The following is a 17,220-nucleotide window of genomic DNA, read 5'->3' as shown; positions in this document are numbered from 1 at the left end:
TATGGATACTCTTGGCTATTTGGGTCAGGGCTTCGGCGTCGCGCTGAGCCCGTACAACCTGGTGACCGCGCTGTGCGGCACCCTGATCGGCACCGTCGTCGGGCTATTGCCAGGCCTGGGCCCGATCAACGGCGTGGCGTTGCTGATTCCGATTGCATTCGCCCTCGGTCTGCCGCCGGAGTCGGCGCTGATCCTGCTGGCGGCGGTGTACCTGGGTTGTGAATACGGCGGCCGGATCAGCTCGATCCTGCTGAACATTCCGGGCGAAGCCTCCACCGTCATGACCACCCTCGACGGTTACCCGATGGCTCGCAAGGGTCTGGCGGGTGTAGCGTTGTCGCTGTCGGCGTGGAGTTCGTTCATCGGTGCGTTCATCGCCACTTGCGGCATGGTGCTGTTCGCCCCGCTGCTGGCGAAATGGGCGATTGCCTTTGGACCGGCAGAGTATTTCGTGCTGATGGTGTTCGCGATTGTCTGCCTCGGCGGCATGGCCGGTGATCGACCACTGAAGACTTTTATCGCCGCGCTGATCGGTTTGTTTTTGTCGACCGTCGGGATCGATGCCAACAGCGGCGTGTACCGTTTTACCGGGGACAACATCCATTTGACCGACGGCATTCAGTTCGTTGTGCTGGTATTGGGCTTGTTCTCCATCAGTGAAATCCTTCTGCTGCTGGAAAAAACCCATCGCGGCCAGGAAGCGGTGAAAGCGACCGGCCGGATGATGTTCAACTTCAAGGAAGCGTCATCGGTGTTCGTGGTGAACATCCGTTGCGGTCTGCTCGGTTTCATCATGGGCGTTCTGCCGGGGGCCGGCGCAACACTGGCCAGTGCCGTGGCCTACATGACCGAAAAACGTATCGCCGGCGCCAATGGCACGTTCGGACAAGGCGACATGCGTGGCCTTGCGGCACCGGAAACCGCCATCGGCGGCGCAGCCTGCGGTGCCCTGGTGCCAATGCTGACGCTCGGCGTTCCGGGTTCCGGTACCACGGCGGTAATGATCGGCGCGCTGTCGCTGTACAACATCACCCCGGGTCCGCTGTTGTTTCAACAGCAACCGGACATTGTCTGGGGCCTGATCGCTTCGTTGTTCGTCGCCAATATCATGCTGGTGATCCTCAACATCCCGATGATCCGCATCTTCACGCGCATCCTGGCCGTGCCGAACTGGGCGCTGGTGCCAGTGATTGCGATCATCACCGGGATCGGCGTCTACGCGGTGCACGCCACCACCTTCGACTTGTTCCTGATGATCGGCATCGGCATCTTCGGTTACATCCTGCGCAAGCTGGATTTCCCGTTGTCACCGGTTCTGTTGGGCTTCATTCTCGGCGGCCTGATGGAGCAGAACCTGCGTCGCGCCCTGTCGATTTCCAACGGCGCGCTGGAAATCCTCTGGTCCAGCCCGATCACCTTCGGTGTCTGGGTACTGACCGCAATCATGCTGCTGATGCCGATCCTGCGAATCTGGCGCAAACGTTCGGTCGCCCGGCGCGTTATCGCCGATGTCTGATCGAACACCCTTCAAAGCCTGGTGGGGAACTCCGCTGGTCGGTCTGCTGGGCGGTTACCTGGCCAGCCAGATTGGCTGGCCACTGCCATGGATGGTCGGCTCGTTGCTGGCGATCATCCTGGTGCGTTGCCTGACACCCTGGCAATTGGCGGAAATTCCTGGCGGCCGCAAGTGCGGCCAGTGGATTGTCGGCATCGGCATCGGCCTGCACTTCACCCCGGTGGTGATGGAGCAGGTCCTGAGCCACTTCGGCCTGATCTTCTTCGGTGCATTGGTCACCAGCCTCTCGGCCGTGGTGGGTGTCTGGTTGATGCGGCGTACCGGTGAAGATCGCGCCACCGCGTTCTTTTCCAGCATGCCCGGCGGCTCCGGGGAGATGGTCAACCTCGGCGCGCGTAACGGCGCGGTGCTCAATCGCGTTGCGGCGGGGCAAAGTCTGCGGGTGTTGGTGGTGGTGCTGTGTGTGCCGGCGGCGTTCAAGTATTGGCTGGGTGACGGTGCACCACTGTCCCATGCCACTTCCGTTGACTGGCGCTGGCTGGCACTTCTATTCCCGGCGGGCGCCCTCGCCGCCTGGCTCTGGGAGCGTCTGCGTCAACCCAATCCGTGGCTGTTCGGGCCGTTGCTGGTGAGTGCGGCGGTGAGCATTGGCTGGGATCTGCACATCAGCTTGCCCAACGGCGGCAGCCAGATCGGCCAATGGCTGATTGGCAGCGGGTTGGGGTGTCACTTCAATCGGCAGTTTTTCCGGCGTGCGCCGTCGTTTATGGGGCGGACCTTGATCGGCACGGTGCTGACCATGTTGATCGCCACGCTGGCAGCATTGGGGTTGAGTGCGCTGACGCATCTGGATTTGCGTTCGCTGACATTAGGCATGATGCCCGGCGGGATTGCGGAGATGAGCCTGACGGCAGAGACATTGCAGTTGTCGGTGCCGTTGGTGACGGCGATGCAGGTGATGCGCTTGTTGTTTGTGTTGTTTCTGGCGGAACCGCTGTTCAAGTATTGGAATCGGCAGCCCGACGCCCCCTAACCTGATCGTTCCCATGCTCCGCGTGGGAATGCCTCAACGGACGCTCCGCGTTCGGCTTTGGATGGGACGCAGAGCGTCCCGGGCTGCATTCCCACGCAGAGCGTGGGAACGATCATTACGCGACTGGCGGCAACCGCCACTCAATCGGCGTTTCGCCATTCTGCTCAAGAAACTTGTTGGTTCGACTGAAGTGCCCGCACCCGAGGAAGCCGCGATAGGCGGACAGCGGTGATGGATGCACCGACGTCAGCACCAGGTGCTTGGTGGCATCGATCAGTTTCTGCTTGCTCTGGGCATGCGCGCCCCACAGCAGGAACACCAGATGTGGCTGGTGTTCGCTGACCACTTCGATAATCCGATCGGTAAAGTGTTGCCAGCCTTTGCCCGCATGGGCGTTGGCGTTGGCGCGTTCCACGGTCATGGTGGTGTTGATCATCAGCACGCCCTGGTCAGCCCAGCTTTGCAGGCAACCGTGGGTCGGGATGTCGATGTTCAGATCGCGTTTCAACTCCTTATAGATATTCACCAGCGACGGCGGCGCCGGTACGCCCGGTTGCACTGAAAAGCACAAGCCGTGGGCCTGTCCCGGACCGTGGTACGGGTCCTGGCCGAGGATGACGACTTTGACTTTATCCAGCGGCGTCGAATTGAGCGCGTTGAAAATCATCGGTCCTGGAGGGTAGATTTCCTTGCCTGCCGCGCGCTCCTCTTGCAGGAAGTTGCGCAACTCTGCCATGTAGGGCTGGTCGAATTCGGCACGCAGTGCCTCCTTCCAGCTCGGTTCGAGTTTGATACGGTCGTCAGCAGTCATGGTTACATCCGGCAAAAACAATGGGGCGAACCCTAGGAAAGCCCATCACGCTTGTCAATTGATCTGACGCAGATCCAGCACTTTCCTACATAGCGATCATACTGAACGCTCAAATTCCCGATCGAGGTCACGATGAATCTGCACTTCGAAGAACTCACTGGCACCGACGGCGCACGCATCGGAGTCGCCAGCCTGGATGCCGAAAAGTCCCTCAATGCCCTGTCCTTGCCGATGATCAACGCCTTGCGCGATCAACTGGACGTCTGGGCCAAAGAGCCACAAATCGTCTGCGTCGTGCTGCGCGGCAACGGTGCCAAAGCCTTTTGCGCCGGTGGCGAAGTCCGCAGCCTGGTGGAAGCCTGTCGTGCCCATCCCGGCGAAGTGCCGCCGTTGGCCGCGCATTTCTTTGCGGCGGAATATCGCCTGGACTTCAATCTGCACACTTATCCTAAACCGCTGATCTGCTGGGGGCATGGCTATGTGCTCGGCGGCGGCATGGGGCTGCTGCAAGGGGCGAGCATCCGGATTGTCACGCCGAGCACCCGCCTGGCAATGCCGGAGATCAGTATCGGTTTGTACCCGGATGTCGGGGCCAGTTGGTTTCTGTCGCGCCTGCCCGGCAAGCTCGGATTGTTTCTCGGCCTGACCGGCGCCCATATGAACGGTCGCGATGCGATCGATCTCGACCTGGCCGACCGTTTCCTGCTCGATGAACAGCAGGAAGAGCTGATGGAAGGCCTGCTGCAGTTGAACTGGCAGGAACAGACACCGATGCAGCTGAACAGCCTGCTCAAGGCCTTGCAGCAGGAAGCCATCGCGCAAATGCCTGAAGCCCAGTGGCTACCACGACGCCAGCAGATCGATGAGCTGCTGGATGTCAGTGACGTGCGCTGCGCCTGGAAGGCCATCAGCCAGCTGCGCGACAACACGGATCTGCTGCTCAGCCGTGCCGCGAAAACCATGAGCGAAGGCTCGCCCCTGACCGCTCATCTGGTGTGGGAACAGATCGCCCGCGCCCGGCACATGTCGCTGGCTCAAGTCTTTCAGATGGAATACACCATGAGCCTCAACTGCTGCCGTCATCCTGAGTTCAGCGAAGGCGTGCGCGCACGGTTGATCGACAAGGATCAAAAACCGCATTGGCACTGGCCAGACATCAATAACCTGCCGGATGCGGTGGTAGAAGCGCATTTCCACAAGGCCTGGGAAGGCCGGCATCCTCTGGCCGATCTGTAGGAATACTGAAATCGGGGCATAAAAAAGCGGCGCTTCATGCGCCGCTTTTTTATGAGTGTTTAACGGTGGCCGCCTCGGCCATCGTTATCACCGCGACCGCTGTGGTCGCCCCTTCCGCCACGGTTGTCGCGTCCGCCATGACCGCCGCGATAGTCGTTGTTTCCACCGCGGCTACGACCGTCCCAACCGCCACGGTTATGGTTATCCCAGCCGCCGCGGTTATGGTCATCCCAGCCGCGATTCTGATGAGCCCGGTAATCGGCTCGTGGCGACGACTGGTAATAACGCGGTGCCGGTTGATAAACCCGCGGCTGGTAGTAATACCGCGGTGTTGGCTGGTAATACCGCGCTGGCGGTGCGTAGTACCGGCGTGGTTGCGTGTAGTAACCGCCGCCGCCTGAATAGTAAGGTCCGCCGTCATAATAGGATGGCGAAGTATAGACCTCGGAACTGTAGTAGCTGGCTCCTCCATCGGAATAGGGCACGCATGCACCAAGAGACAATCCCAATACAGCAATCAGAAGAATTCGCAGATACATGGCGGCCTCCTGGACCGCGAGTGAGCCACACCAGCGACGCTGGCAGGCGACAGTCAATTATTCGGTGACTGTCGAAAGATCAGACATCGTTTTCCAAATCTGGTGCGTTCCTGAAACAGATTGAAACAAGTCGCCGATGAAAGGTTTTTCATCATTCGCCCGCTGATTAATGGTGGCCACCGCGATATCCACCTCCGTAATAACGAGGCGAATGCCCGCCCCAATAGTAGTAGCGATAGCCGCCATAAAAGCGCGGCCCGTGGTAATAGCGCGGTCCGTAATAGTAGGAATAGGGTGAGTAGTCGGGGTAGTAATAAGGCGCGGAATACACATCGTAGCCACCGGCGTAGTAGTAGCAGCCGGACAACCCCAGACCGAGAACAACACCAAACAACAGTCGACGAAACATGGCGGCCTCCTGAAAGACCCACAGCCGGAACACGCCGGCTGACACCTGTTTTGACTGGAAATATTCCATCGAGTGCCGAGCCGCCAGGACCTTCAGATCAGCGGCCGTCCCGATCCATTGCGGTGCACCCATGCACCATCACAAGGCGACGTCGCCACCTCTCCTCAACGCGCTAATTGCGTAAATGCCCACGCTAGAGCGCTCAAGCCAACTTGGCACGGCTCTCGCTTTAGCAAAGACGTGCAGGAGTCATCACAGGTTCGCGGCACCACAATTTGCAATGGCTGACTAGGGTTCCGGCTCGCTAAGGCGAGTGGCTGGTCCGAGAGTTGGCGACCTCCAGTTGAGGTTACACGGCGGGATAAAAGCCCGGGAGACAAGCCACCGTTCACGGTGCCGCGTTGACTCCTGCCCGCCCTTGATCAACTGGAGAACCACCCATGCTCAAGCTTCGTTTACCCGCCCTGCTCGCCGCTGCTTTCGCAGCCCTCGTGAGCGTCTCGTCCCAAGCCGCACAGAAAGACCACTTCAGCGTCTGCTGGACCATCTACGCCGGTTGGATGCCGTGGGAATACGCCGGCAGCCAAGGCATCGTCGACAAATGGGCGAAGAAGTACGGCATCAAGATCGATGTGGTGCAGCTCAACGACTATGTCGAATCAATCAATCAATACACCGCCGGCCAGTTCGATGGCTGCACCATGACCAACATGGACGCGCTGACCATTCCGGCGGCCGGTGGCGTCGACAGCACCGCGCTGATCGTCAGCGACTTCTCCAACGGCAACGACGGCATTGTGCTCAAAGGCGACGGCAAGAAAGTCACCGACCTCAAAGGCATGGACGTCAATCTGGTGGAACTCTCGGTTTCCCACTACCTGCTGGCCCGTGCGCTGGATTCGGTCGATCTCACCGAGAAAGACCTGAAAGTGGTCAACACCTCCGACGCCGACATCTCGGCGGCCTTCAACACCGATCAGGTCAACGCCGTCACCACCTGGAACCCGATGCTTTCGGACATCAAGGCCAAGCCTGCGGTGACCGAAGTGTTCAACTCCAGCCAGATCCCCGGCGAAATCATGGACATGATGGTGGTCAACAGCGCCACCCTCAAAGACAACCCGGCTCTGGGCAAAGCGCTGACCGGCGCTTGGTTCGAAGTGGTGGAATTGATGAACGCCAAAAACGCCGCCAGCAAAGCCGCCCTCGAACACATGGCCAAAGCCTCGGGCACCGATCTGGCCGGTTTCCAGTCGCAACTGGACACCACCAAATTGTTCGCCACCCCCAAAGAAGCCCTGGCGTTCTCCACCAGCAAGCAACTGCCGGAAACCATGCGCAAAGTGGCCGAGTTCTCCTTCCTGCATGGCTTGCTGGGTGAAGGCGCCAAGGACACCAGCGCGGTCGGCATGGTGTTCGCCAACGGCGTGACCAGCGGCGACAAGAACAACCTCAAGCTGCGCTTCGACCCGACCTACGTGCAGTTGGCCGCCGACGCCAAGCTGTAATCAGGAGGACCTGGCCATGCGCCTGATCAATCGCCACCCGGATCGCCCGAGTCGCCTGCTGTTGGTGATCCTGCCGTTCGCCCTGGTGCTGTTCGCCTACTTCATGGGCTCGGCCGAGCGGCTGACGGACAACCCCAACGACAAGTTGCTACCGAGCGCCGTGCAGATGACCGACGCGGTGAAACGCCTGGCCTTCACCGCCGACACCCGCACCGGCGAATACGTGTTGTGGCAAGACACCGCATCCAGCCTGCGCCGCCTGGCCATCGGCCTCGGTATCAGCGCGTTGGCCGGGCTGTGCCTGGGCATCGCCGCCGGTACGCTGCCGCTGTTTGGCGCGCCGTTGTCGCCGTTGCTGACGGTGCTGTCGATGGTGCCACCGCTGGCGATCCTGCCGATTCTGTTCATCGTGTTCGGCTTGGGGGAATTGTCGAAAGTCATGCTGATCGTGATCGGCATCACCCCGTGCCTGGCCCGTGATCTGGAGCAACGCGCCCGAGAGATTCCGGTCGAGTTGCTTATCAAGGCCCAGACCCTCGGCGCTTCGACCTGGACGCTGATGCTGCGCGTGGTGCTGCCGCAATTGCTGCCGCGCCTACTGATCTCGCTGCGGCTGATGCTTGGCTCGGCGTGGTTGTTCCTGATCGCCGCCGAAGCCATCGCCTCCACCGACGGCCTCGGCTACCGGATTTTCCTGGTGCGCCGCTACCTGGCGATGGACGTGATTTTGCCCTACGTGGTGTGGATCACCCTGCTCGCCTGGCTGATGGATTGGGGCCTGAAACGCCTGACCCAACGGGCGTTCCCTTGGTATGAGGGGGCTCGCGCATGAGCTTCATCACGGTGAAAAATGTCTGGCAGCAATACGCCGATCAGGTGGTGCTCGAAGGGCTGAACCTGAACGTCAACGAGGGTGAGTTCTGCACCTTGGTCGGGGCGTCGGGTTGTGGCAAGTCGACTTTCCTGCGGCTCTTGCTGGGCCAGGAACGCGCCAGTCGCGGCGAGATTCTGTTGGATGGCCAGGCCTTGGCCGGTGAGCCGGATGCCAGCCGTGGCGTGGTGTTCCAGCGCTACTCGGTGTTCCCGCATTTAACGGTGCTGGACAACGTCGCCCTGGGCCTTGAACTGCCGCGCTCGCCGCTGCTCGGACGGTTGTTCGGCAGCGCTAAAAAAGACGCACGCGAACAAGCCTCAGTGCTGCTGCACAAAGTCGGCCTCGGCCATTCGCTGGACAAGTACCCGGCGCAGCTCTCCGGCGGCATGCAACAACGACTGGCGATTGCCCAGGCGCTGATCATGAAGCCTCGGGTGTTGCTGCTCGACGAACCGTTCGGCGCCCTCGATCCGGGCATTCGCAAAGACATGCACGGCCTGCTGCTGGAGCTGTGGCGCGAGACGCAACTGACGGTGTTCATGGTCACCCACGACCTGTCCGAAGGCTTCAGCCTCGGCACGCGCCTGTTGGTATTCGACAAGGTTCGTCTCGACCCACACGCCCCTGGTGCCTATGGCGCCCGCATAACCTACGACATCCCTTTGAACAGCGACCGCCGCGTCAACCGCGCCGCCGTCGATGCCTTGCCGGCTGAGCTGGCAGGCACGCTTCGTATCGCTTAGAGGAATTTTGAAATGACTGATTCGACCCAACTGTTCCCGCCCTTCGCCGAAGAAATGCTCCCCGGTGGCGGCCATCGTTCCTTCGTCCTGAAACGCGGCCAACTGCTGCGCCTGACCGACCTGCGCGGGGGTGCCAACGTCAGCCTGACGCTGCTCAACGCCAACGAAAAAACCGAACGCCTGAACCTGCCCGACAGCCTCAAATGCCAACACACCGCCAAGCTCACCACCGGCCATTGCCTGTATTCGGACATGGGCCGCGTGCTGGCCGCCATTACCGCCGACACCTGCGGTTGGAGTGACAGCCTCGGCGGCGTGCTCTGCGCTGAAGAGGTCGCAGAAAAATACGGCGCGGGGCGCTATCAGGAACTGCGCAACGGCTTCTTCCGCAACGGCGCCGACAACCTGTTGGTGGAATTGGGTAAGTGGGGTTTGGGCCTGTCCGATTTGCTGATGACGCTCAACCTGTTCAGTCGCGTGAACGTCGATGAGGCCGGGCGTTTTCATTTCGTCGAAGGCCATTCCAGGGCCGGCGACTACATCGAGTTGTATGCGCCGATGGACACGCTGGTGGTACTCACCGCGCTGCAACATCCGATGGATCCTTCACCTGAGTACGCGCCGAAGCCATTGAAGTTGAGCTGGATGAACGCCGATGCCAGCGTCGCCGAACACTGCCGCACCTCGCGCCCGGAAAACGAGCGCGGCTTCATCAACACCGACCGTCTGTTCGCCTGAGGATCGCTGCCATGTCACTCGCAATCGCTACCGCTCAACAGCTGCCCGAAACCGCGATCTACCGCGCCACCATCCCGGCCGGCGAACCGTGGCTGATGGAGGTCAAGGCTGGCCAGACCTTGCGCATCCTCGACCTGGAAGGCAATCAGGCCGTCGATACGTTGTTCTACAGCGTCGCCAACCCGAAGGAGCGCTACGACGTACAACGCACGTTGCGCCGACAGAACAGCGTCTACCTGAGCACCGGCAGCGTGCTCTATTCCAACCTCGGCAAGCCGATGCTGACCATCGTTGCCGACACCTGCGGCCGTCACGACACCCTCGGCGGTGCGTGTGCGCAAGAGAGCAACACCGTGCGTTACGCCTTGGAGAAACGCTACATGCACAGCTGCCGCGACAACTACCTGCGGGCCTGCGTCCACGACGGGCGATTGAGCAAGGGCGACATTGGGCCGAACATCAATTTCTTCATGAACGTGCCGGTCACGGCGGATGGCGGGCTGACGTTTGAGGACGGGATATCGGCGCCGGGCAAATACGTCGACCTGCGGGCCGAGATGGACGTGATCGTGCTGATCTCCAACTGCCCGCAACTGAACAACCCGTGCAACGCCTACAACCCCACTCCTGCGGAGCTGCTGGTATGGAACTGAAATTCGCGCGGTTGCGTAGATGGTTGTTTGCCCTGTGCCAGGCCCGTTCAGGCCAGTGCCTCAAACAGTAAAAACACCCTAAATCCAATGTGGGAGCGAGCCTGCTCGCGATAGCGTCAGCACATTCACCATTAACGTTGACTGACACTCCGCTATCGCGAGCAGGCTCACTCCCACAGGGGGACGGTGGTGTTTTTGAGTGAACTGATTCTGCCGTCGGGGACGACCTCGGCGCCTATCGAAAAACTGCGGGACGGCCCGCATCCCAGGTCGAGGCTGATGCGTTATCGCCTCCAGGGGTTATGCCATGTTCGAAAAAGTCCTGATTGCCAACCGTGGCGCCATTGCCTGTCGCATCCTGCGCACCCTGCGTGAGTTGCAGGTCCAGGGCGTTGCCGTTTACTCCGAAGCTGATGCCGCCAGTTTGCACATTCTGCAAGCCGATGAAGCCCACAGCCTCGGTGAAGGCGCAGCCGCCGGCACCTATCTGGCCGTCGAAAAAATCCTCGCCATCGCCAAATCCACCGGCGCCATGGCGATCCATCCCGGCTACGGTTTTCTCTCGGAAAACGCTGCGTTCGCCGAAGCGTGCGAAGCCGCCAACATCGCCTTCATTGGCCCGACACCAGAGCAGCTGCGCGTGTTCGGCCTCAAGCACACCGCGCGAGCCTTGGCCAAGCGACACGGCGTACCGATGCTCGAAGGCACCGAGTTGCTCGACAGCCTCGACGCGGCGCTGATGGCTGGCGAACAGGTCGGCTACCCGGTAATGCTCAAAAGCACCGCCGGCGGTGGCGGCATCGGCATGCGCGTATGTCGCAGTGCGGCCGAGTTGAGCGAATCCTTTGAAGCCGTCAAACGCCTCGGCCAGAACAACTTCAGCGACGCCGGGGTGTTCATCGAAAAGTACATCCAGCGCGCCCGACATCTGGAAGTCCAGGTGTTCGGCGACGGCCAGGGCGAAGTGATTGCCCTCGGCGTGCGCGACTGCTCGGTGCAGCGGCGCAACCAGAAAGTCCTCGAAGAAACCCCCGCACCGAACCTCCCCGAGGGCATGGCCGAAGAGCTGTGCGCGGCGGCGATCAAACTGGCGAAAGCGGTGAATTACCGCAGCGCCGGCACCGTTGAGTTCGTCTTCGACAGCGAGGCTCAGCGTTTCTACTTTCTCGAAGTGAACACCCGTTTGCAGGTGGAGCACGGCGTCACCGAGCAAGTCTGGGGTGTGGATCTGGTGCGCTGGATGGTGGAACTGGCGGCGGGTGATTTGCCGCCGCTGAGCACATTGAGCCAAGGTTTGAAAGCCTGCGGCCATGCAATTCAGGCGCGGCTTTATGCCGAAGATCCCGGTCGCGATTTTCAGCCGAGCCCAGGCTTGCTGACCGCCGTGAACTTCCCTGCCGCCGATGGCAAACACCTGCGCATCGACACTTGGGTCGAGGCAGGTTGCGAGATCCCGCCGTACTTCGATCCGATGATCGCCAAGGTCATCAGTTGGGCGCCGACCCGCGAAGAAGCCGCTGCCGATCTGCATCAAGCGCTGGGCGACAGCCTGCTCTATGGGGTGGAAACCAACCGTGATTATTTGCGGCAGATTCTGCTCGATGTGCCCTTCGCCAACGGCCAGCCGTGGACCCGTTGCCTGGAAGGTTTGGTGTATCAGGCCAACACCTTTGAAGTGCTCAGCGCCGGCACTCAGACCAGCGTTCAGGACTATCCCGGCCGCCTCGGTTACTGGGCCGTGGGCGTGCCGCCGTCAGGGCCGATGGACAGTCGTGCGTTGCGTCTTGGCAACCTTTTGCTGGGTAACGACGAAGGCGCCGCTGCGCTGGAAATCACCATGAGCGGGCCGCTGCTGCGCTTCAATTGCGACGCGGTGGTGGCGGTGACCGGGGCCGTGATTCCACTGACCCTTAATGGTGAAGTGGTGCCGATGAACACGGCTTTGCTGGTACCGGCGGGCGCTACTTTGAGCCTTGGTACGATTGCCGGTGCGGGCGCCCGCAGTTATTTGTGCCTGCGCGGTGGCCTGCAAGTGCCGGATTATCTGGGCAGCAAAAGCACCTTCACCCTCGGCCAGTTTGGTGGGCATGGCGGTCGTGCGTTGCGAGCCGGGGACGTGTTGCATGTCCTTGCTTTGAGCGATCGCAGCAGCGGTCTTCAACTGCCTGAAGAACAGGTCACCGAGTTGCCCACCGTGCGGCAAATCAGGGTGATCTACGGCCCTCATGGTGCGCCGGAATACTTCACCAAAAACTACATCAGCACCTTCTTCGCCACCCAGTGGGAAGTGCATTTCAACTCCAGCCGAACCGGCGTGCGGTTGATCGGGCCGAAGCCTGAATGGGTGCGTGCCGATGGTGGCGAGGCGGGTCTGCATCCATCCAATATCCATGACAATCCGTACGCCATTGGTGCAGTGGATTTCACCGGGGACATGCCGGTCATCCTCGGTCCCGACGGCCCTAGCCTCGGCGGGTTTGTCTGCCCGGTGACGGTGATCGAGGCGGATCTTTGGCAGCTGGGCCAATTGAAGGCCGGGGACAAAGTGCAATTTATCCCCGTCGATCTCCAGACCGCCCGTACCCTCGCCTTGAAATGGAATTCCCCCTGTAGGAGTGAGCCTGCTCGCGATGGCGGCAGTACAGCCAACATTGATGTGACTGACACACCGCTATCGCGAGCAGGCTCACTCCTACAGGGAGTTGTGTCGCCTGTGGTGTTGGATTTGGGTCAGGGTGATACGCGTCTGGTGGCAAGGCTGTCGGGGGACACTCATCTGCTTTTGGAAATCGGCGCACCCGAACTGGACCTCGTTCTGCGCTTCCGCGCCCACGCACTGATGCAAGCCCTGGAAAGCCAAAACCTGCACGGCGTCATCGACCTCACCCCAGGCATCCGCTCGCTGCAAGTGCACTACCAACCCGAACAACTGCCGCTGGCCGACCTGCTCGGCATCGTCGCTGGCGAATGGGACGCCGTGTGCGCCGCCAAGGACCTGCAAGTGCCCTCGCGCATCGTCCATCTGCCACTGTCCTGGGACGACCCGGCCTGCCAGTTGGCGATCGAAAAATACATGACCACCGTGCGCAAGGACGCCCCGTGGTGCCCGAGCAATCTGGAGTTCATCCGCCGCATCAACGACCTGCCAAACCTCGATGAAGTGCAGCGCACGGTGTTCGACGCCAGCTACCTGGTGATGGGCCTGGGCGACGTCTACCTCGGTGCGCCGGTCGCGACGCCGCTCGATCCACGTCATCGTTTGGTGACCACCAAATACAACCCGGCCCGCACCTGGACCGCGGAAAATTCGGTGGGCATCGGTGGGGCTTACCTGTGCGTGTACGGCATGGAAGGCCCTGGCGGATATCAGTTCGTGGGCCGCACGTTGCAGATGTGGAATCGCTATCGCGAGGTCGCCGCATTCGATGGCAAACCGTGGCTGCTGCGCTTCTTCGATCAGATCCGTTTCTACCCGGTCAGTGCCGATGAACTGCTGCGCATTCGACGGGATTTCCCCCTCGGGCGCTTCGATCTGAACATCGAGTACAGTCAGCTCAATCTGGCGGATTACCAAGCCTTCCTGACGAAGGAAGCCGAAAGCATTGCCGCGTTTCGCGATCAGCAAAAAGGCGCGTTCAATGCCGAACGCGAGCGCTGGATCGCCAGCGGCCAGGCGCATTTCGACAGTGAAGAACGGGGCCCGGAAGTCACCGACGACGCACCACTCGCCAGCGGTTTACAGAGCGTCGACAGCCACATCGCCGGCAACCTTTGGCAGGTTCAGGTTGAAACCGGCAGCCGGGTTGCCGCGGGTGATGTGCTGGTGATTCTGGAGTCGATGAAGATGGAAATCCCATTGCTCGCGCCCATGGCCGGTGTGGTACGCGAGATTCGTGTGCAACCGGGTTCGGCGGTGCGTGCCGGACAGCGTGTCGTGGTGCTGGAACTCGACTGAACCCATTATGAAAAGGACTAACGCGATGAACATCAATCTGCAACTCGACGCCCTGCGCAGCGCTTATCGCATCGGCAACATCACGCCCCGTGAACTGCTACTGAGCCTGCGCGATAAGGCCGCGGCGTTGAACCCGGACTATCACCTGTTCATCCACTTGCTCAGTGTTGAAGAACTGGAACCGTACCTCGCCGCACTCGACGGTCGCGACCTCGACAGTTTGCCGCTGTTCGGCGTGCCATTCGCGATCAAGGACAACATTGATCTGGCGGGCATTCCGACGACCGCTGCGTGCCCTGCATTTGCTTATGTGCCGCAGCGTTCGGCGACCATCGTCGAGCAGTTGCTGGCACTGGGGGCGATTCCGTTGGGCAAGACCAATCTTGATCAATTCGCCACCGGGCTTAACGGCAGTCGCTCGCCGTATGGTGCGTGCCCGAACAGCGTGTTGCCGGAGTATCCGTCGGGCGGCTCCAGCGCCGGGTCTTCACTGGCGGTGGCGCTCGGTGTGGCGAGTTTTTCCCTGGGCACGGACACGGCGGGTTCCGGGCGTGTGCCGGCGGCGCTGAACTATCTGGTCGGTTTGAAAGCCACCAAAGGGTTGATCTCCACGGCCGGTGTGGTTCCGGCCTGCCGCACCCTCGATTGTGTGACCACGTTCACCGCGACGGCTCGGGAAGCCAGCCAGTTGCTCGCGCTCACTGCGCACCTTGATCCCCGCGATGAATACAGCCGCAGTAATCCGTTGTGGAATGACGGCTCGGCGTTTGGTGCGCCTCGGCCCTTCCGCTTCGGCGTGCCGCGTGCTCAGGATCTGGAATTCTTCGGCTGCCCTGAAGGCCCGTTGTTATTCGGTGACGCCATCGACCAGCTCAATGCCTTGGGCGGTGAAGCCGTGGAACTGGATTTGTCGCCGTTCCTTGAAGCGGCGCGTTTACTCTATGAAGGCCCGTGGGTGGCTGAGCGCTACAGCGTCGCCGGCGAACTGATGGAGCAAAATCCTGAAGCTGTACTGCCGGTGATTCGCGCGGTGCTGGCCAAGGCGCCAGCGGTGAACGGCGTGCAAACCTTCCGCGCCCAGTACCGGCTGCAAGCGCTGAAAGCCCTGTGCGACCAGGCGCTGGAAGGCCTCGACTGCGTGCTCACCCCCACCATTGGCCGCCCCGTCACACTGGCGGAACTGGACGCCGAGCCAGTGCTGCGCAATTCGGAACTGGGCTACTACACCAACTTCATGAACCTGCTCGATTACGCCGCCGTCGCCGTGCCCAGCGGTTTCATGGGCAATGGTTTGCCTTGGGGCGTGACGTTGTTCGGGCGGGCGTTTACTGATCAGTATTTGTTGGGTGTGGCGGATGCCTTGCAGCGCCAGCAAGGTTTGGCAACACCGGTTCCGTCGGCTGTCGCACGCAATGATCGGGCGCGATTGGTGGTGTGTGGCGCGCATCTGGATGGGTTGGCTCTGAACTGGCAGCTCAAGCAGCGCGGGGCTCGACTGATCGAGACGACGTTCAGCTCGCCGGACTATCAACTGTATGCCCTGGCCGGTGGCCCACCGTTTCGGCCCGGGATGGTTCGCGTGAAGGACGGGGGGGTGGCGATTGCGGTGGAGGTTTGGGAATTGCCGAGCCGTGAGCTGGGCTCGTTTTTGACCGGGATCCCGGCACCGTTGGGGTTGGGCAAGGTGCAATTGGCCGATGGGCGCTGGGAGAGCGGGTTTATTTGTGAGGCGTATGGGTTGGAGGGAGCGGTGGATATCAGTCACTTGGGTGGGTGGCGGCGTTACCTCGCTCAATGATCGTTCGCCCTGCACATCGAGCAGTTATTTCCCGGCAGTGCCTTTAGAATGCCTGCCCGCTGACCGTGAACATCGGCCTGCTCCCTGCAGACCGATGACACCTTGCACAGGCTGCTCTCGAGGGCTGATCATGCGATGTACCGGGCCAAACAAGCCGGCCGTAACCGCACATGCGTGGAAATGCCTCACTCCAGTTATGAATAACCCTACATGAATAAGCCAGATTTCTGCCCGGCCTGCGGCGCCTCCAACGACTGCACCCTGGCCGACCCGCGAACCGCCGATCGGGCCTGCTGGTGCTACGGCGTCAGCATCGACCCGGCGGTGCTCGAAGCGCTGCCGCCCGAACTGCGCGACAAATCCTGTTTGTGCCCACGCTGCGCACAAGTCGAGGCGCAGCTGTAAGCAACCGCACAATCGATCACGTAAGATACGCGCCCCTTTCCTACCGATCCCTCGTCATGCGCATTGACCGTTTCCTCAGCAACCTGCCGCGCTTCAACCGTAAGCAGGTGCGTCTGTTGCTGGTGGAAAAGCGCGTCAGCATCGACGGAAAAATCGTCAGCGACCCGCACACCGAGGTACTCGAGTTCAGCCGCGTCGAGGTCAACGACGAGGTCCTGCAAGTCGGCAAGCCTGCACGCTATTTCATGCTGCACAAACCGCCTGGCTGCGTCAGTGCCACCCGCGATCCGCAACACCCGACCGTGCTCGACCTGATCCATGAGCCGGACAAGGAGGACCTGCACATCGCCGGACGCCTGGACTTCAACACCACCGGCCTGATGCTGATCACCAATGATGGCAGCTGGTCGCGACGCCTGACCCAGCCGCAAACCAAGCTACCCAAGGTCTACTACGTCGAGACCGAGCAAGAGATTGGCCCGCAATACGCATTGAAATTCACCGAAGGCCTGTACTTCGCCTTCGAAGACCTTACAACCCAGCCTGCCGAACTGGTCTTGCTCGGGCCAAAATCGGCGCGCCTGAGCATCATCGAAGGCCGTTATCATCAGGTGAAGCGGATGTTCGGCCATTTCGACAACAAGGTGCTGCGCCTGCACCGCGAAAGCATGGGCCTGCTGGTGCTCGACAGTGCCCTGAAACCGGGCGAGTACCGCGCATTACGCACCGAAGAGATTCAATTGATCTAAGCAGACGACCGCTCAGCAGAAGTTGTCGAACAATTTTCCAAAGATACTTGCGCGATGACGTGACCCCTGCTTGAATCAGGACGTCGGCCGAAATGTGACCGACGAGTCACAACATACTTCTAAGAAACTTTTTGCCGGTAGAGAACCCTCAGGTTCCGCTTTCCCCCGGCAGACTGCCCGCCAATAACAATACCCGTCGACCGGACTGCACTGGATCGACATGGGCTCAAAAATTCCAGGCGTATGCCTACCT

15 protein-coding genes, 1 pseudogene and 1 riboswitch are annotated in these 17,220 nt (G+C 60.8%); of the genes and pseudogenes, 13 read left to right on the top strand and 3 right to left on the bottom strand.

What is annotated here, in order from left to right; translation table 11 throughout:
* The first annotated feature begins 1 nt into the window (after position 1).
* Together IB252_RS02465 and IB252_RS02460 are read left to right on the top strand one after the other, a co-directional pair.
* Entirely contained in the window at positions 2–1,516 is a 1,515-nt protein-coding gene (locus IB252_RS02465; RefSeq protein WP_192406616.1) for a tripartite tricarboxylate transporter permease, read from the top strand.
* On the top strand, positions 1,509–2,549 hold the full coding sequence (locus IB252_RS02460) for an AbrB family transcriptional regulator (protein WP_192406614.1): 1,041 nt from the start codon (positions 1,509–1,511) through the stop codon (positions 2,547–2,549). Before IB252_RS02465 ends, IB252_RS02460 begins: the two co-directional genes overlap by 8 nt.
* Positions 2,550–2,664: 115 nt before the next feature.
* Here IB252_RS02460 and ung read toward each other — a convergent pair whose 3' ends face one another.
* Positions 2,665–3,360, bottom strand: a complete 696-nt coding sequence (gene ung / locus IB252_RS02455) for a uracil-DNA glycosylase (protein ID WP_192406613.1) — start codon at positions 3,358–3,360, stop codon at positions 2,665–2,667.
* Positions 3,361–3,492: 132 nt separating this feature from the next.
* Here ung and IB252_RS02450 point away from each other — a divergent pair, with 132 nt between their 5' ends.
* Positions 3,493–4,596 carry an enoyl-CoA hydratase/isomerase family protein gene (locus IB252_RS02450; RefSeq protein ID WP_192406610.1) on the top strand — a complete coding sequence of 368 codons (1,104 nt, stop codon included), beginning with the start codon at positions 3,493–3,495 and terminating at the stop codon, positions 4,594–4,596.
* Positions 4,597–4,655: 59 nt separating this feature from the next.
* Here the strand turns inward: IB252_RS02450 and IB252_RS02445 are convergent, their stop codons facing one another.
* On the bottom strand, positions 4,656–5,135 hold the full coding sequence (locus IB252_RS02445; RefSeq protein WP_192406609.1) for a hypothetical protein: 480 nt from the start codon (positions 5,133–5,135) through the stop codon (positions 4,656–4,658).
* A gap of 166 nt (positions 5,136–5,301) precedes the next feature.
* A complete protein-coding gene (locus IB252_RS02440) occupies positions 5,302–5,544 on the bottom strand; it encodes a hypothetical protein (RefSeq protein ID WP_111451037.1) in 243 nt (80 codons plus the stop codon).
* Positions 5,545–5,821: 277 nt separating this feature from the next.
* Positions 5,822–5,922, top strand: a riboswitch (guanidine-I (ykkC/yxkD leader).
* 62 nt (positions 5,923–5,984) lie between these two features.
* Between IB252_RS02440 and IB252_RS02435 the strand changes: the two genes are divergently transcribed.
* The 10 genes and pseudogenes from IB252_RS02435 to IB252_RS02390 all read left to right on the top strand — a co-directional run bounded on the left by IB252_RS02435 (position 5,985) and on the right by IB252_RS02390 (position 16,967).
* The gene (locus IB252_RS02435; RefSeq protein WP_192406607.1) at positions 5,985–7,052 is read left to right on the top strand and encodes a putative urea ABC transporter substrate-binding protein; all 1,068 of its coding nucleotides are present in this window, start codon (positions 5,985–5,987) and stop codon (positions 7,050–7,052) included.
* 16 nt (positions 7,053–7,068) lie between these two features.
* Positions 7,069–7,884 (top strand): ABC transporter permease, encoded by an 816-nt coding sequence (locus IB252_RS02430; protein WP_033054095.1) that lies wholly within the window; start codon positions 7,069–7,071, stop codon positions 7,882–7,884.
* Complete coding sequence (locus IB252_RS02425; protein WP_192406605.1) at positions 7,881–8,669, top strand: ABC transporter ATP-binding protein; 789 nt, start codon at positions 7,881–7,883, stop codon at positions 8,667–8,669. Before IB252_RS02430 ends, IB252_RS02425 begins: the two co-directional genes overlap by 4 nt.
* 12 nt (positions 8,670–8,681) lie before the next feature.
* Positions 8,682–9,407 (top strand): urea amidolyase associated protein UAAP1, encoded by a 726-nt coding sequence (locus IB252_RS02420; protein ID WP_192406603.1) that lies wholly within the window; start codon positions 8,682–8,684, stop codon positions 9,405–9,407.
* Between the two features lie 11 nt (positions 9,408–9,418).
* Positions 9,419–10,060 (top strand): urea amidolyase associated protein UAAP2, encoded by a 642-nt coding sequence (locus tag IB252_RS02415; protein ID WP_192406601.1) that lies wholly within the window; start codon positions 9,419–9,421, stop codon positions 10,058–10,060.
* A gap of 307 nt (positions 10,061–10,367) precedes the next feature.
* Positions 10,368–14,015: an urea carboxylase gene (uca, locus tag IB252_RS02410; protein ID WP_192406599.1), complete on the top strand. Its 3,648-nt coding sequence runs from the start codon at positions 10,368–10,370 to the stop codon at positions 14,013–14,015.
* A 25-nt stretch (positions 14,016–14,040) separates the two neighbouring features.
* Positions 14,041–15,813, top strand: coding sequence for an allophanate hydrolase (atzF, locus tag IB252_RS02405; RefSeq protein WP_192406596.1), 1,773 nt, complete (start codon positions 14,041–14,043; stop codon positions 15,811–15,813).
* Positions 15,814–15,872: 59 nt separating this feature from the next.
* Positions 15,873–16,017: pseudogene (locus tag IB252_RS02400) on the top strand (GGDEF domain-containing protein); the annotation flags it as partial.
* A 6-nt stretch (positions 16,018–16,023) separates the two neighbouring features.
* Positions 16,024–16,218 (top strand): cysteine-rich CWC family protein, encoded by a 195-nt coding sequence (locus IB252_RS02395; protein ID WP_008153014.1) that lies wholly within the window; start codon positions 16,024–16,026, stop codon positions 16,216–16,218.
* Between the two features lie 56 nt (positions 16,219–16,274).
* Positions 16,275–16,967: a pseudouridine synthase gene (locus tag IB252_RS02390; protein WP_192406594.1), complete on the top strand. Its 693-nt coding sequence runs from the start codon at positions 16,275–16,277 to the stop codon at positions 16,965–16,967.
* Positions 16,968–17,220: the final 253 nt, after the last annotated feature.

It is taken from the genome of Pseudomonas sp. PDM10 (assembly GCF_014852295.1).
Classification (GTDB): Bacteria; Pseudomonadota; Gammaproteobacteria; order Pseudomonadales; family Pseudomonadaceae; genus Aquipseudomonas.
This window is presented reverse-complemented; position numbering and strand designations above follow the sequence as displayed.

Coding starts and splice junctions, on each gene's coding strand:
- IB252_RS02465 (WP_192406616.1), top strand. CDS start 2: ATGGATACTCTTGGCTATTTGGGTCAGGGCTTCGGCGTCGCGCTGAGC.
- IB252_RS02460 (WP_192406614.1), top strand. CDS start 1,509: ATGTCTGATCGAACACCCTTCAAAGCCTGGTGGGGAACTCCGCTGGTC.
- ung (WP_192406613.1), bottom strand. CDS start 3,360: ATGACTGCTGACGACCGTATCAAACTCGAACCGAGCTGGAAGGAGGCA.
- IB252_RS02450 (WP_192406610.1), top strand. CDS start 3,493: ATGAATCTGCACTTCGAAGAACTCACTGGCACCGACGGCGCACGCATC.
- IB252_RS02445 (WP_192406609.1), bottom strand. CDS start 5,135: ATGTATCTGCGAATTCTTCTGATTGCTGTATTGGGATTGTCTCTTGGT.
- IB252_RS02440 (WP_111451037.1), bottom strand. CDS start 5,544: ATGTTTCGTCGACTGTTGTTTGGTGTTGTTCTCGGTCTGGGGTTGTCC.
- IB252_RS02435 (WP_192406607.1), top strand. CDS start 5,985: ATGCTCAAGCTTCGTTTACCCGCCCTGCTCGCCGCTGCTTTCGCAGCC.
- IB252_RS02430 (WP_033054095.1), top strand. CDS start 7,069: ATGCGCCTGATCAATCGCCACCCGGATCGCCCGAGTCGCCTGCTGTTG.
- IB252_RS02425 (WP_192406605.1), top strand. CDS start 7,881: ATGAGCTTCATCACGGTGAAAAATGTCTGGCAGCAATACGCCGATCAG.
- IB252_RS02420 (WP_192406603.1), top strand. CDS start 8,682: ATGACTGATTCGACCCAACTGTTCCCGCCCTTCGCCGAAGAAATGCTC.
- IB252_RS02415 (WP_192406601.1), top strand. CDS start 9,419: ATGTCACTCGCAATCGCTACCGCTCAACAGCTGCCCGAAACCGCGATC.
- uca (WP_192406599.1), top strand. CDS start 10,368: ATGTTCGAAAAAGTCCTGATTGCCAACCGTGGCGCCATTGCCTGTCGC.
- atzF (WP_192406596.1), top strand. CDS start 14,041: ATGAACATCAATCTGCAACTCGACGCCCTGCGCAGCGCTTATCGCATC.
- IB252_RS02395 (WP_008153014.1), top strand. CDS start 16,024: ATGAATAAGCCAGATTTCTGCCCGGCCTGCGGCGCCTCCAACGACTGC.
- IB252_RS02390 (WP_192406594.1), top strand. CDS start 16,275: ATGCGCATTGACCGTTTCCTCAGCAACCTGCCGCGCTTCAACCGTAAG.